Genomic DNA, 14,649 nt, shown 5'->3' on the forward strand with positions numbered 1-14,649 from the left:
ACTCCGCATGCCCTCAGCTCCCTCACTTCCGTTGAACCGAAGGACCCCCCTCATGGCATCCGCCAAGCAACAGAACACCTCTGCCGCCGCACGCCGCGCCAAGCTGGAGGAGGCCCGCCGCAAGGAACGGGCCCGTGAGCGGCGCAATCGCATCATCACGATCACCGCGTCCGTCGCCGTGGTCGCCGCGCTCGTCGCGGGCGGCGGCTATCTGATGTCCGCCGCCAACGACAAGGACAAGGCCGAGACCGAGGCCAAGTCCTCTCCGGTGAAGGGCGAGCGGACCTGGGACAAGCTCACCCAGAACCACGTCGACAAGAAGGTCGGCTACCCGATGAACCCGCCGGTCGGCGGCGATCACAACCCGATCTGGATGAACTGCAACGCCGACGTCTACACCAAGGCGATACCGAAGGAGAACGCCGTCCACTCCCTGGAGCACGGCGCGGTCTGGGTCACGTACACGAGCAAGGCGAAGCCGGCCGACATCGAGAAGCTCCGCGAGCGGGTCAAGGCGACGCCGTACTCCCTGATGAGCCCGGTAGAGGACCAGGCCGACCCGCTCATGCTCAGCGCCTGGGGCAAGCAGGTCACGGTGAACGGCGCCGCCGACGCGCGCGTCGATCAGTTCTTCACCAAGTACGTGCAGGGCCCGCAGACCCCGGAGCCGGGCGCGGCCTGCACGGGCGGAGTCGCCCAGTGACGTCCTCGGTCCGCTCCTCGCGCCCGATGATGCTGGCCGGCGGCGTGGTGCTGCTGCTGGCGGCGGCCCTGGTCGCGCTCATGCTCGTACGGCCGTCCTCGTCGGCGGGCTCCCCCTCCGCCGAGGGTTCCGCCGCGACCGCACCCTCGGACACCTCGGTCGATGTCGGGTTCGCCCGTGACATGTCGATCCACCATCAGCAGGCGGTCGAGATGTCGTTCATCGTCCGGGACCGCACGTCCGACGAGGCGGTGCGCCGGCTCGCCTACGACATCATCAACACGCAGGCCAATCAGCGGGGCATGATGCTCGGCTGGCTGGAGATGTGGGGCCGGGCGAAGTCCTCCTCGGCCGTGCCCATGAAGTGGATGAACCACCCCTTCACCCCGAGGGGCGACGGTTCGCTGATGCCCGGCATGGCGACCAACACCGAACTCGACGAGCTGCGGGCGGCGAAGGGCAGGGCAGCCGAAGTGCTGTACCTGAAGCTGATGACCCCGCACCACCAGGCCGGTGTGGAGATGGCCGCGGCTGCGGCCACCTCGGCGGACACGGATGAGATCAGGAACCTGGCGGCGGGCATGGTGCGCGGCCAGCAGTCGGAGATGGCGCTCATGGCGGACATGCTCAAGGAGCGCGGCTCGAAGGCCTGAGCGCCGGACCTTCCCGCTTCCCGCACCCCGCGCGGCCGGCCCGTTCGCGGCGGGCTCCTCCGCCTCGAACGGGCCGGCCCCGGTCATGACACGGCGACCTCCACCCGTGCGGGGACCAGCTCGGTCCCGTCCGGCAGCCGGAAGTCCAGCGTGATCCGCTGGGCTCCGGTCGCCGCCCCGGCCGTGGCGCGCACCGTCACCGTGGCGGCCGCACCCCGGGTGCCGTGCACCTTCAGCGTGCCGCTCGCCGGTTCCAGCACCACGCCGTCGGGCGCGGTCGCCGTCCACTGGACGGTGTGACCGGTGAAGTCGACGTCCTGTGCCTCGACGACGAGGGCCGCGGCATCACCGTCCCGTGCCAGCGCGAGGAATCCCGGGTCACCGAATCCGGCGGCGGGGGCGGCGTAGCTGTCGACGACTTCCTGACGGACCGTGGCATCGTCGTACGGCGTCTGCCCCGCCGGGCCGTTCCAGCGCCACCAGGCCTGCACGTTGGGCAGGCAGACGCCGTTGAACCGGTTGCGGTGCACGAGCGCCCGGTACTCCCGGCGGGCCGCGGCGAGTTCGGCGCTGTTCGCCGGTGCCAGGCCGATGCGCATGTCGGCCAGCGCGATGTCGATGTTGCGGGTCAGCCGGTCCAGCACCGTGCGGGCCGCGGCGTCCTTCGCCAGGCCGGTGGCCTCCCGGAGCGCGTCGCGGGCCTGCGTGTAGTTGTCGGTGAGCCGGGTGACCGCGTGGGTGTCGGGGTCGAGACCGGTCAGGTCGTAGTAGCGACGTATCGCGGTGAAGGTCTCCTCGCCGAAGCGCGCCAGCAGGTAGCCGTCGAGATACGCGTCCGCGTCCAGGCTGTTGTCCCAGGCCAGTGCGGCGACGAGACTCTGGACGGGTTCGTACGTGATCCAGTCGCCCGGTTCGCTGTACATGCCCATGCCGTTCAGGCCGAGCCGGGACTCGAAGGCGACGTCGCCCTCGATCGTGGCGATCGGACGCACCGGCAGGCTGCGCCAGCGGTAGCGCCGGTAGTACTCGTACATCACCAGCGAACCGCGGAACGCGGACCGCCACTCGCGCAGCGCGTCGGCGAGCCCGGTGTTGGCCTTCACAGCGGGGTCGCCGAGATTCCCGTCGTAGTTGCGGGAGTACGGGGCGAAGTCGACGATGACCTCGGGGTCGCAGGCGTACTCCGGATCGGGCGGCCGGACGGTGGACGCGTACGCGATCCGTTCGACCCGGACACCGGGCAGCTCCTCCCGCAAGACCTGGACGAGCTTGTTGACGACCACCGATTCGGCGTTGGCGGGTTTGCCGTACCGGTCGAGGATCGCCTTCTGGAACGCGCCGACGTCCGGGGGCCAGCAGTCGAAGACGGTGATCTCGGGTCGGTCCCGCAGGAAGGTGACGACGCGGTCGATGTAGGCGTCGAGCGCCTCGGGGTTGTAGATGTCGAAGAGCGGCCCGCCGGACTCGTAGTACTGCGGGTGGTCGGCCTTCGGCAGGAAGCTGTCGTAGCCGTGACCGCCGGTCTCGATGCGGATGCCGCGCTTGGTGGCCTCGCGGGTGAGGACGGTCCGCACCTTGTCGTACGTGGTGACGCCGAGGCCCAGGTAGTCGGTCGGATGGACGAAGGTGTTGAGCCGGTTCTTCGCCATCCAGTCGAGCAGCGGCGGCAGGCTGGCTTCCGTGTGGCTGAAGCCCTCCTCGGCGTACTGCCGGCGCAGCTGCCAGTCGGGCCGGTCGGTGCTGCGCACGGGCGGGAGGGTGAGGGCCGGGGTGCTGGGGATCTGTTCGGCGTGGCCCTCGTACGCGGGAAAGGACGGGGCGAAGAACCGTACGCCGAGCCGTTCCAGGAGCGCGTAGACGGCGTAGAGCGGTGCCCGGTCGCCGATCCCGGTCAGCAGCAGGTGGGTGTGGTCGCCGAGGAGGGTGAAGGAGTCCTCGGGGGAGCCGGAGAGTTCCCGGCCGGCGTCGGCGAGCCGGCTCGCGGGGACCGTGGTCTCCCGGCCGGTGCCCGGGGCGAGGCTCACCAGGCCGGTGATGCCTTCGGGAACGGCGGTGCCGGGGGCGTTCGCGGCTCGCAGCGGCAGCCGGACACCGGTGATCCGCTGGACGTAGTCCCGCAGTTCGGTGGCGGCGAACCGGGCGCTGCCCGCTCCCCACCACAGCACCGTGGCACGGGCGCGTCCGCCCGTGACGACACGGAGGGCGGTCGCGGTGGCGGGCGCGGCCGCCGCGGCTTCGGTGGCGGTGGTCCAGGGGAGCACGGCCGCACCGGCGAGGCCCGCGGCTCCGGCGAGGAATCCCCGCCGTCCGGGCGCGCTCATGGTGTTCAGGTGGCGGGAGGCGTATCCGTCGTCCGTGGCGCTCGGGTCGTTCATGAGTGGTCCGCCTTTCCGGCTGTGGCGTACAGGTCTGCGAGGTAGTAGTCCTTGGCCCTGCCTGCTTCGGGCAGCTTCTTCATCCGGACGAAGACATCGGCGAGTCCGTCGAACCAGCCGTCGACCGTGCCGTCCTGGCTGAGCTTCGTCAGCTCGGCGGACGGGAGGATCTTCACGTACTTCGTGGACCCCTTGAGCTGACCGGCGGGCAGTTCGAGGAAGTCGGCGGCGACGGTCTCCGACTCCTGTGGGTGTGCGGCGATCCAGTCGCCGGCCGCCTTGAGGACCCCGGTCACCTTCTTGACGAGTTCCGGGTTTCCGGAGGCCAGCTTCGGCTGGGTGACGAAGACGTTCGGGAAGGTCAGCTCGGGGTAGTAGTCCTCGGTCCGGCTGATCTCCTTGAGATCGGGGACCTTCTTCTTCATCGTGTCGATCAGCGGGTACCAGGTGGCGGCCGCGTCCACCTGGCCGGAGGAGAAGGCCGTGACGACGGTCGAGGCGTCCATGGCGACCTTGGTGACGTCGCTCTGCTCCAACCCGGCCTCGCGCAGCGCCAGGTCGAGGATCATGTCGCCGGAGGTGCCTTCGGCGACGGCGATCTTCTTGCCCTTGAGGTCGGCGGGCCTGTCGATGCCTGAGCCCGGCCGGGCGATGACCCGGTCGGCGAGTCCCAGCATGTTGACGGAGACGATCGAGGCGCGGCCGGAGGCGGGGAGCCAGAGCGCGCCCGGACCGACGTAGCCGAAGTCCAGGTCGCCGGAGCCCAGTGCCTGGACCTGGAGCGGGCCGTTGGTGAAGACCTTCAGCTCGGGGGTGATGCCCGCCTTCTTCCACAGACCCTGCTTCTGGGCGACGGCGAGCGCCGCCGAGCCGCTGTAGTCGGCGATGTAGCCGAAGCGGACCTTGTTGCTGTCACCGCCCGAGGAGCCGGCGGACGAGTCGCCGCCGCATCCGGTGGCGGCGGGGATGATGGCGAGGGCGAGGAGGAGACCTGCCGTGCGGCGGCCGATGAACCGGGATTTCTTCACGACGCTGTTCCTTCGAGGGGAGCGGGCTGACGGTGGACGGCATGCCAGACCTGCGCGCGCAGCGCTGCGAACTCGGGCGAGAGGCGGTGTTCCTCGGTGCGCGGGTAGGGCAGCGTGACGGGGATGACCGTGTGGATGCGGCCCGGACGGGCGGCCATCACGACGACCCGGTTGGCCAGGAAGACCGCCTCGTCGACGTCGTGGGTGATGAACATGACGGTGCGCCGGTCGCGGCTCCACGTGTCGAGCAGGGATTCCTGCATCCGGACCCGGGTCAGTGAGTCGAGCGCGCCGAAGGGTTCGTCCATGAGGAGGACCTTCGGGTCGACGGCGTAGGCGCGGGCGATGGCGCAGCGCTGCTTCATGCCGCCGGAGAGGGTTTTGGGCAGGGCGTCGGCGAAGTCGGTGAGGCCGACGAGTTCGATGACCTCCTGGGCCCGGCGGCGGCGTTCGGCCTTGCCGACTCCGGCGACCTTCAGTCCGTACTCGACGTTGGCGGTGACGGTCATCCAGGGGAAGAGCGCGTACTGCTGGAAGATGACGCCGCGTTCGGGGGCCGGTCCGCGGACGGGGACGCCGTCGACGGTGACCTCGCCGCCGGTCGCGTCCAGGAGACCGGCCGCGATGTTCATCAGGGTGCTCTTGCCGCAGCCGGACGGGCCGACGACGGTGACGAACTCGCCGTCCTCGATGTCCAGTCCGACCCGGTCCAGGGCCAGGAACTCGCCGTCCTTGACGGTGAAGCCCCTGGACACCTCGTGGAAGTTGATGGTGGGCATGGTTACCGCCGTTCCTGCCAGTGGGTGAGCCGGCGCTCGGCGAGGAGCAGCAGCCGGTCCATGACGAGGCCGATCGTTCCGATGGCGATGAGCTGGACGAAGATGGTCGGCAGGTCGTAGTAGAGCTGGGCCTGCTGCATCCGGAAGCCCAGTCCGCCCTGGGCCGCGATGAGTTCGGCCGCCACGACGGTCGCCCAGGAGGCGCCGAGGCCGATCCGCATGCCGACCAGGATGAACGGCGTGGACGCGGGGACGACGATGCCGAGGAAGACCTGTGGGTCGCGGGCGCCGAGCACCCGGGCCGCGTCGACGAGGGTGACTTCGACGGCGACGACGCCCTGGAAGGTGGAGACGACGGAACTGAGGAACGCGGCCAGGAAGATGACGAAGATCTTCGGGGTCTCGTCGATGCCCATGAGGACGATGGCGAGCGGGATGATCGCGAGCGGCGGCACCATGCGGAAGAACTGCAGCCAGGGTTCGATCAGCCGGCGGACGACCGGGTACCAGCCCATCAGGAAGCCGACGGGGATCGCGAGGGCGACGCCGAGGACGTAGCCGATGAGGACCCGTTTCAGGCTGGCGCCCGCGTCGGCGAGGAGCGTGCCGTCACCGATGAGGGTGATGGCCCGGCGGGCCACTTCGACGGGTCCGGGGAAGCCGTCGATGCCGCTGTTGGCGAGGACGGACCAGGCCGCCAGGCCGAGCGCGGCGGAGGCGAGGCCGAGCAGCAGGGAGCGGATCCGGCCCGTGCTGCGGGCCTTCTTCTCCGGGTGCTTCGCCGGATTCGGGCTCTTCACCGGTGCGGCCGCGGCCGGTTCGTCCGCCGGTGCGTGGCCGGGCAGCAGTTTCTGTCTCATGCGACTTCCTCCGCGACTCCGTCGACGTCCGCCGCGCGGTCTCCACCGATGTCCGCCATGTAGCTCATCCAGGAGTAGGCCGGGTCGCCGCGGCGCAGCAGCTCGCGGTAGAGCCGCACGGTGAGGTCGCGCCGGACACCGGCGTAGGCGGGTGCCTCGTACACGTTGTGCAGTTCGTGCGGGTCGGTCTCCAGGTCGTACAGCTCGTGCACGCTCTCCGGGTTGTGCACCAGTTTGTGGCGCCGGTCGCGGATCATGCGCTGGGAGTAGGGGAAGTGGTGGCCGTGGAATTCGGCGACGATCTGGTCACGGGCGTTCCCTGCGGCCGTCGCGGATCCCCGGGTGGTCCCGGCTACCCCGGGCCTCTCCCCCATCAGCAGCGGCAACAGGCTTTCCCCGTCGCAGAGTTCGGGTATCGGGGCGCCCGCCAGGTCGAGGATGGTCGGGTTGAGGTCGATGAGGTTGGCGAAGTCGTCGCTGACCTGGGCGGGAGCGCCCGGGACACGGGCGATCGCGGGGATCCGGTAGATGTCCTCGTACATCGCCGGGCCCTTGTCGTTGAGCCGGTGGGCGCCGGTGAACTCGCCGTGGTCGGCGGTGAAGAAGACCGCCGTGTCGTCCAGGAGCCCGTGCTCCCGGAGCGCGTCGGTCAGCCGCCCGATCTGGTGGTCGATCATGGTGACGTAGCCCCAGTAGACGGCGATGAGCTTGCGCCAGGCGGCGTCGTCGAAATCGTCCGAGGACCAGTACGCGCTGTACTGGCGCTGCACATCGGGCTTGCCCGCGAAGGTCTCGGCCATGGAGGCGGGCAACGGCACGTCGGCGGGGTCGTACAGGTCGTAGTACTCGTCGGGGATCAGATACGGCAGGTGGGGGCCGTACCAGTGGCACGACAGCATGAAGGGCGTGCCGCTCGCCTTCCAGTCGGCGGCGTACCGGTCCAGCAGGGCGAGGGTCCGGTCGGTGAGGAACGCCTCGATGGTGGCCTCGACGGGCTGCTGGAGCCGGCCGGCGATGAGGTGGCCGCGTCCGGTGCCGTTGGCGGCGGTGCCGAAGACGGGTTCGCGCACGGCGAAGGGCGGGAAGCCGTTGCCCTCCAGCCACTTCTCGTACGAGGGATGGTGTACGGGGTTGAGCGCGCCGGGCAGGTGTTCGCCGTCCAGGCCGTAGAACTCGGGGCCGCGCTCGCGGCCGATGTGCCATTTGCCGGCGTGGCCGACCTGGTAGCCCCGGTCCATCAACTGGCGCCAGAGCATGGGACTTTCGTCGGAGAGTTCGTCCTTGCTGCCGCCGTTGCGCTCGGGGTTGTTCAGCATGCCGTGGCGGAACGGGTGAAGGCCGGTGGCGAGTGAGGCACGGGCGGGGGTGCAGATGGCGGTCGGCGTGTAGAAGCGGTCGAACCGGGTCCCCTCGGCCGCCAGGGCGTCCAGAGCCGGGGTGTCGACGAGTGGATTGCCGTAACAGCCCAGGGTGTCGACCCGGTGCTGGTCGGTCATCAGGAACAGGACGTTGCGCGGAGCCACTGGCTGTTCGCCCTTTCGACGGGTCGCTCACGTTGGTGCCGCCGAGGGCCCGAGCAGGCGCTCGGACCGGTGCCGAAGCACGTGCTCGGGCAGGCAAGTGACCGGAACTGTAGGGACGGCGACTTTTTTACGTCAACCCTTGGGAATAAAAAGCGTGTGAATTCTTCCGGCGCGTTGACAGAAACACCTCGGCCGATCGACCATGCGTGCATGACGGAACGCACCGATGCCTTGCAACGTCTGCGCAGGGCCAATGAAGCCGCCGTACTCGGTGAACTGCGCAGGTCGGGCGCGCTGAGCCGCGGCGAGCTCAAGGCGAGGGTCGGGCTCTCCCGCACCACCCTGTTCGCGATCGTCTCCGATCTGCTGGAACGCAAGGCCGTCGTGGAGCAGCCCGCCCCGGACCCGGAACATCCGCGCGGCCGGGGCAGGCCCGCACTGGAGATCGCGTTGAACGCGCGCGGTGCCGAGCTGATCGGCATCGACCTCCAGCGCCACCGGATCCATGTGGTCGTCGCCAACTGTGCCCACGAGATCGTCGGCCGGTACAGCGTCCCCGCCCCGCCGGACAGCGGCGCCCCCGAGCGGGCCGCGCAGGCCGTCGCCGCCGTGGAGGAGCTGGTACGGCGCGAGAACATCAGCCTCGCTCCGGTCCAGGGCATCGGCCTCGGGCTCCCCGGATTCGTCCAGAATCCGGCCTCCGGCGATCCGCGCAACATGACGCCTTTCGCCAGCCACGTCGCCGCCGAACTCGGCCGGCACTTCGACGCCCCCGTACTCACCGACAACAACTCCAGGCTCGCCGCGCTCGCCGAGGTCACCTGGGGTGCGGCCCGCGGCCTCGACAACACCGTCTACCTGGGGTGGTCCCAGGGGGTCGGCGGGGGGCTCGTCGTCAACGGCCAGCTGGTGCGCGGCGCCCACGGCGCGGCCGGCGAGATCGGCCACACCAGTTGCGACCCGGAGGGAAAGCCCTGCCACTGCGGTGGCCGCGGCTGTCTGGAGGGCCTCATCGGCCTTCCCGCTCTGCTCGCGGCCTGCGCCGACCGGGGCGTGATGGTCGAGGACGCCGAGGAGATGGTCGCGCTCGCGGCGGCGGGCCGGCCGGACGTCGCCGATGTGTTCCGCGGCGCGGCCGTCACCGCCGGGCGGGTCCTCGCGGCCCTCGCGGCACAGGTCGACCCCGAGTGCATCGTGGTCTGCGGTGAACCGGCCGCCCTGGACGAACTCGTCCTCGCCCCGATCCGGGAACAGCTCGCCGCCCTCTCCCTGCCTACCGCGCCCCGCACCGTCGAGGTGCGCGGCTCCGCGCTCAGCGGCGACGCGGCCGCGCTCGGCGGGGTGGCCCTGCTGCTGCGCACCACCGGGCAGGAACTGGCCGGGCTGCTCGACGACAGGTCCGTTCCCGGCGACGCCACCGAGGACGGCTCGCCCCTCGTCACCGGGGCGTCACGATGAACGCGTGCTGCGGACCGTCCCGGGCACAGGCGACGGACCCGGCGGACTCCACGCTCGCCGCCCCGCCGCCGGACGGCTCGCCCTGCCCTCCGCCGGCGGACTTCGCCGTCCCCGTACGCCGTCCGGCCGAGGTCCTTCGGGGCATGGTCGCCGTCCCGGGCGGCCCGTTCCTGATGGGCGGCGAGGACGAGGACGGGTTCGCGGCGGACGGTGAGGGGCCGGTACGGGAGGTCGCCGTCCGCCCGTTCCACATCGACGCGACCTGTGTGACCAATGCCCGGTTCGCCGTGTTCGTGAAGGCCACCGGCTACCGCACCGAGGCCGAACTCATCGGCTGGTCCTATGTGTTCGGCTCCTTCGTACCCCCGCAGGCACGCCACGCGGTGCTGCCCGGCATCGTCCCCGGCGCACCCTGGTGGCGAGCGGTGAGCGGTGCGTACTGGCGGGCGCCCGAGGGTCCCGGGACCTCGATCGGCGACCGCCGGAATCACCCCGTGGTCCATATGTCGTGGAACGACGCGACGGCCTACGCCCGATGGGCCGGCAAGCGGCTGCCGACCGAGGCCGAGTGGGAGAAGGCGGCCCGTGGCGGACTGGTACGGGCCCGCTTCCCGTGGGGCGACGAGCTCACCCCCGGGGGCAGGCACCGCTGCAACATCTGGCAGGGCGACTTCCCCGTGCGCAACACCGGCGAGGACGGCTTCCTCTCCACGGCCCCCGTCAACTCCTACCCGCCCAACGGCTTCGGCCTGTACAACACCTCGGGCAATGTGTGGGAGTGGTGCGCCGACCGGTTCAGCGTCGACTGGCACGTCGCCGACCGCCCGGCCTCCCGCATCGATCCCGTCGGGCCGCCGGTCGGCGCGAACCGGGTCCTGCGCGGCGGCTCCTACCTCTGTCACAGCTCCTACTGCACCCGCTACCGGGTGGCCGCCCGCACCTCCAACACGCCGGACAGCACGACGGGCCACGGCGGATTCCGCTGCGCGCTCTGAGCGGGCCGGGGCCGCGGAAGGGATCGCACCCGGGAGTCGCACAAGGGATCGCATAGGCTCGGCTCCGACATGAAGAGCATCACACCGCTGGGGCCCAAGGCCGACAAGGACACCGTGCGCCGGAGCAACCTCAGCCTGGTGCTGCGCGCCGTCCGCGACGAGGCCGAGGGCGGGGCGACCAGAGCCGGGGTCGCCGCACGGGTGGGGCTGACCCGGGCCGCGGTGTCCTCGCTCGTCGAGCAGCTGCTCGCCACCGGTTTCCTCACCGAGTCCGGCAAGACGTTCAGCGGTCAGGCGGGCCGCCCCGGCACCGCGCTCAAGGTGGCACGCACCGGGCCCGCCGGGCTGGGTGTGGAGGTCAACATCGACTACGTGTCGGTGTGTGTCGTGGACCTGGCGGGCACCGGACGGGTGCGGCTCACCGAGCACCTCGACAACCGCGGCGCGCCGCCCGGAGAGGTCCTGGCGCGGGCCGCCGGCATCGCCGCACGCACCCTGGAGTCGGCGCGCGAACAGGAGCTCCGCCCGGTCGGCGTGGCCCTCGCCCTGCCCGGACTGGTTTCCGGCGGTACGGTGCGCCAGGCGCCCAACCTGGGCTGGAACCGGGTTCCGGCCGAGGACCTCTTCGCGGCCGCGCTCGCCCGCGCCCGCCCCGGACACGAGGCGCTGGCGGTGGCCTCCGAGAACGAGGCCAATCTGGCGGCGCTGGCCGAGCTCTGGTTCGGCGGACTCGACGACCTGCGCAGCTTCCTCTACCTGACCGGCGAGATCGGTGTCGGCGGTGCGCTGGTCGTCAACGGTGAACTGCTGCGCGGGGCGCACGGATTCGCCGGGGAGATCGGGCATGTGGTGGTGGACGCCGAGGGGCCAAAGTGCCGGTGCGGCTCGCGCGGCTGCCTGGAGCAGTACGCGGGACAGGCGGCGCTCCTGCGGGCCGCCGGGATCGCGGAGTCCGGCAGCGGTGCCGGGGTGGCCGAGCTGGAACGGCGCGCCCGCGCGGGGGACGGACGGGCGGTGGCCGCTGTCGCGGAGGCCGGCCGGATGCTGGGGCGGGTGCTGTCCGGGGCGGTGAATCTGCTCGACCCGGACGCGGTGGTGCTCGGCGGGATCTACCGGAACCTGATGCCGTGGCTGTCGCCGCCCGCCGACCAGGAACTGACCGGCCGTGTGGTGTCGGGGCTCTGGTCCCCGGGGAGCGGGCGGCTGCGCGCCTCGTCCGTCGCGGGTGACGCGGCCCGGGGCGCGGCGGCGCTGGTGCTGACGGAGGCGCTGGCCGACCCGGTGGCGTACGCGGGCCGCCCGGCCGGCTGAGCGGCCGGGCGGCCCGGGTTCGGCGGGCGCGCCCCGGGTTCAGCGGACGCCGAGCAGGTGGTCCATCGCCAACTGGTCGAGGGCCTCGAACGCCATCCCCCGTTCCGCCGCCGCCGTCACGTCGAACTCCTCGTACGCCGACCGGTCGGCCAGCAGCCCGGCGACACCGTCCTCGGCGGTGCGGCGGGCCAGTTCGTCGAGGCGGGAGGCGCGCAGTGCTTCCCGGACGGCTGGGTCGGCGCGGAACGCGGCGGCGCGCTCCTTGAGGATCAGATAGTTGCGCATGCAGCCCGCGGCCGAGGCCCAGACCCCGTCGTGGTCCTCGGTGCGCGGCGGCTTGAAGTCGAAGTGCCGGGGGCCCTCGTAGCCGCCCGTCTCCAGCAGGTCGACGAGCCAGAACGCCTGGCGCAGATCACCCGCGCCGAAGCGCAGGTCCTGGTCGTACTTGATGCCCGACTGACCGTTCAGATCGATGTGGAAGAGCTTGCCCGCCCACAGGGCCTGCGCGATGCCGTGCGGGAAGTTCAGCCCGGCCATCTGCTCGTGCCCGGTCTCCGGGTTGACGCCGACCAGCTCCGGCCGCTCCAGGCGCTCGATGAAGGCGAGGGCATGGCCGATGGTGGGGAGCAGGATGTCACCGCGCGGCTCGTTCGGCTTGGGCTCGATGGCGAACCTCAGGTCGTAGCCCTGTCCGGTGACGTAGTCGCCGAGCAGATCGAAGGCCTCCTTCATCCGGTCGAGGGCGACCCGCACGTCCTTGGCAGCACCGGACTCGGAGCCCTCGCGGCCGCCCCAGGCGACATAGGTGGTGGCACCCAGTTCGACGGCGAGGTCGATGTTGCGCAGCGTCTTGCGCAGGGCGTAACGGCGTACGTCGCGGTCGTTGGCGGTGAACGCGCCGTCCTTGAACACCGGGTGGGTGAAGAGGTTGGTCGTCGCCATGGGGACGACCAGCCCGGCCGCGTCCAGCGCCTGCCGGAACCGCTTCACGATCCCTTCGCGCTCGGTGTCCGTCGAACCGAACGGGATCAGGTCGTCGTCGTGGAACGTCACGCCGTACGCGCCCAGTTCCGCGAGCCGCCGCACGGAGTCGGCCGGGTCGATCGCCGCGCGGGTGGCGTCGCCGAACGGGTCGCGCCCCTGCCAGCCGACCGTCCAGAGTCCGAAGGTGAACCGGTCCTCGGGGGTGGGCGTGAAGCGTTCCGTCATCGTGTGACCGCCTTCGGTGCCGTCGGGCCCTGGGCTGGTCGAACCGCCCCGGACCTCATTTGTTCACTGTCATGACTAATGATGCATGCGCCACCTCGGGCGCGTAACCCCTCACATGAGCACTGTTCGACGGAGACTCGGTCGCGTATTTTGTTTCGACCATGTCCAAACTCCGTGCGGTACCACCGCACGGGCCCGCAGCACAGGAATGAGGGCGCCATGCCGCCGCGTACCGTCGTCATCGGCGTGGACAGTTCCACCCAGTCCACCAAGGCGGCCTTCGTCGACGCCACGAGCGGCCGGCTGCTCGCCGTCGGCCGCGCGCCGCATGTCGTCCATGGTGCGGCGGGGGCCCGCGAGAGCGACCCGGAGGTGTGGTGGCGGGCGCTGCGCGACGCCGTCGCCGCCGGGCTGAAGGAGTCCGGAGCCGCCGCGTCGGCGGTGACCGGCATCGCGGTCGCCGGACAGCAGCACGGACTGGTCGTCCTCGATGGTTCGGGCCGTCCACTGCGCCGCGCGATGCTGTGGAACGACACCCGCTCCGCCCCGCAGGCCGCCGCGCTCACCGCGGCGCTCGGCGGCCCCGACGCCTGGACCGCGCGTACCGGATCGGTGCCGGTGGCCGCCGTCACCGCGTCGAAGTGGCGGTGGCTGCGGGAGAACGAGCCGGACATCGCCGCCGCGACCGCGGCCGTACGCCTGCCCCACGACTTCCTGACCGAACGGCTCGCGGGCACCGCCGCCACCGACCCCGGCGACGCCTCGGGCACCGGCTGGTACTCCACCGCGACCGGCGTCTACGACCCCGTACTCCTCGAACTCCTTGGCCTGGACGCCGCGTTGCTCCCCGAAGTGGCCCCGACCGGGGCGACCCGTGTCGGTTCGCTGACCGCCGGGGCGGCCGACGCTCTCGGTCTGCCCGCCACGACCGCCGTCGCCGCGGGCACCGGGGACAACATGAGCGCCGCCGTCGGCCTCGGGCTGGGCGGCGCCGGACTGCTGGACCACCCCGTCCTCAGCCTCGGCACCTCGGGAACGGTCTTCGCGGCGTCCCGGACCCGGCCCGCATCCTCGGCGCTCTCCGGCTTCGCCGCGACGGACGGCACGTACCTCCCGCTGGCCTGCACCCTCAACTGCACGCTCGCCGTGGACAAGGTCGCCGCGCTGCTCGGCCTGGACCGCGACGACGCCTCCCCCGGCGGCGAGGCGGTGCTCCTCCCCTACCTGGACGGCGAACGCACCCCCGATCTGCCCACCGCCGCCGGTCTGCTCACCGGGCTCCGGCACGACACCACGCCCCGTCAGCTCCTCGGCGCCGCCTACGAGGGCGCCGTGGTCACCGTGGTGCGCGCCCTCGACGAGCTGCTGCGGTCCTGCGGTCTCGACCCGTCCGACCCCGAGGTGGCCGCCCGCCCACTGCGGCTGATCGGCGGCGGCGCCCGGGGACGGGCCTGGGTGGAGACGGTACGGCGGCTCTCCGGGCGTCCCGTGATCGTGCCCGGGAGCGACGAGCATGTGGCTCTGGGCGCCGCCGCACTGGCGGCGGCCGCGGCCACCGGCGCCGACCCGGTCGCCATCGCCGCCGGCTGGGGTACCGGCGAGGATGTCCGACTGCCGTCCGTCCAGCGGGACTCGGCCACCTGGGAGCGGGTCGGTTCGGTGCTGGAGCGGGCCTCGGGGCCGTTGCTCGGCGGTTTCTGACGGTTCCCCGGCGGTCCTGGGACCGGTTTGGGTAAGCACGGCGATCTTCACTAG

Annotated in this window: 12 protein-coding genes; 6 read left to right on the forward strand and 6 right to left on the reverse strand. The window is 71.5% G+C overall.

Annotated elements, in window-relative coordinates; all coding sequences use genetic code 11:
• Positions 1-52: 52 nt before the first annotated feature.
• Together OG842_RS06090 and OG842_RS06095 are read left to right on the forward strand one after the other, a co-directional pair.
• Positions 53-703, forward strand: coding sequence for a DUF3105 domain-containing protein (locus tag OG842_RS06090; RefSeq protein ID WP_266728152.1), 651 nt, complete (start codon positions 53-55; stop codon positions 701-703).
• A 26-nt stretch (positions 704-729) separates the two neighbouring features.
• Complete coding sequence (locus OG842_RS06095) at positions 730-1,356, forward strand: DUF305 domain-containing protein (RefSeq protein WP_401876991.1); 627 nt, start codon at positions 730-732, stop codon at positions 1,354-1,356.
• Positions 1,357-1,439: 83 nt separating this feature from the next.
• On the opposite strand, the gene OG842_RS06100 is transcribed toward OG842_RS06095, so the two are convergent.
• From OG842_RS06100 to OG842_RS06120, 5 genes are read right to left on the reverse strand one after another with little or no spacing between them, the layout of a single operon-like run.
• Entirely contained in the window at positions 1,440-3,731 is a 2,292-nt protein-coding gene (locus tag OG842_RS06100; protein ID WP_266728156.1) for a DUF4838 domain-containing protein, read from the reverse strand.
• Positions 3,728-4,759 carry an aliphatic sulfonate ABC transporter substrate-binding protein gene (locus tag OG842_RS06105; RefSeq protein WP_266728158.1) on the reverse strand — a complete coding sequence of 344 codons (1,032 nt, stop codon included), beginning with the start codon at positions 4,757-4,759 and terminating at the stop codon, positions 3,728-3,730. Before OG842_RS06105 ends, OG842_RS06100 begins: the two co-directional genes overlap by 4 nt.
• Positions 4,756-5,538: an ABC transporter ATP-binding protein gene (locus tag OG842_RS06110; RefSeq protein WP_266728160.1), complete on the reverse strand. Its 783-nt coding sequence runs from the start codon at positions 5,536-5,538 to the stop codon at positions 4,756-4,758. Before OG842_RS06110 ends, OG842_RS06105 begins: the two co-directional genes overlap by 4 nt.
• A gap of 2 nt (positions 5,539-5,540) precedes the next feature.
• Positions 5,541-6,398 (reverse strand): ABC transporter permease, encoded by an 858-nt coding sequence (locus OG842_RS06115; protein WP_266728162.1) that lies wholly within the window; start codon positions 6,396-6,398, stop codon positions 5,541-5,543.
• The gene (locus OG842_RS06120; RefSeq protein WP_266728164.1) at positions 6,395-7,921 is read right to left on the reverse strand and encodes a sulfatase-like hydrolase/transferase; all 1,527 of its coding nucleotides are present in this window, start codon (positions 7,919-7,921) and stop codon (positions 6,395-6,397) included. Before OG842_RS06120 ends, OG842_RS06115 begins: the two co-directional genes overlap by 4 nt.
• A gap of 210 nt (positions 7,922-8,131) precedes the next feature.
• Between OG842_RS06120 and OG842_RS06125 the strand changes: the two genes are divergently transcribed.
• The 3 genes from OG842_RS06125 (at position 8,132) to OG842_RS06135 (ending at position 11,685) form a co-directional block, all read left to right on the forward strand.
• On the forward strand, positions 8,132-9,379 hold the full coding sequence (locus tag OG842_RS06125) for an ROK family transcriptional regulator (RefSeq protein ID WP_266728166.1): 1,248 nt from the start codon (positions 8,132-8,134) through the stop codon (positions 9,377-9,379).
• Positions 9,376-10,374, forward strand: coding sequence for a formylglycine-generating enzyme family protein (locus OG842_RS06130; protein ID WP_266728168.1), 999 nt, complete (start codon positions 9,376-9,378; stop codon positions 10,372-10,374). Before OG842_RS06125 ends, OG842_RS06130 begins: the two co-directional genes overlap by 4 nt.
• Before the next feature lie 69 nt (positions 10,375-10,443).
• The gene (locus tag OG842_RS06135) at positions 10,444-11,685 is read left to right on the forward strand and encodes an ROK family protein (protein ID WP_266728170.1); all 1,242 of its coding nucleotides are present in this window, start codon (positions 10,444-10,446) and stop codon (positions 11,683-11,685) included.
• A gap of 39 nt (positions 11,686-11,724) precedes the next feature.
• Here OG842_RS06135 and xylA read toward each other — a convergent pair whose 3' ends face one another.
• Positions 11,725-12,894, reverse strand: coding sequence for a xylose isomerase (gene xylA / locus OG842_RS06140; RefSeq protein WP_266728172.1), 1,170 nt, complete (start codon positions 12,892-12,894; stop codon positions 11,725-11,727).
• A 219-nt stretch (positions 12,895-13,113) separates the two neighbouring features.
• On the opposite strand from xylA, the gene xylB reads away from it, so the two are divergent.
• Positions 13,114-14,595: a xylulokinase gene (gene xylB, locus OG842_RS06145; RefSeq protein WP_266728174.1), complete on the forward strand. Its 1,482-nt coding sequence runs from the start codon at positions 13,114-13,116 to the stop codon at positions 14,593-14,595.
• Positions 14,596-14,649 lie beyond the last annotated feature (54 nt).

This window comes from Streptomyces sp. NBC_00376, from assembly GCF_036077095.1.
Lineage (GTDB): Bacteria > Actinomycetota > Actinomycetes > Streptomycetales > Streptomycetaceae > Streptomyces.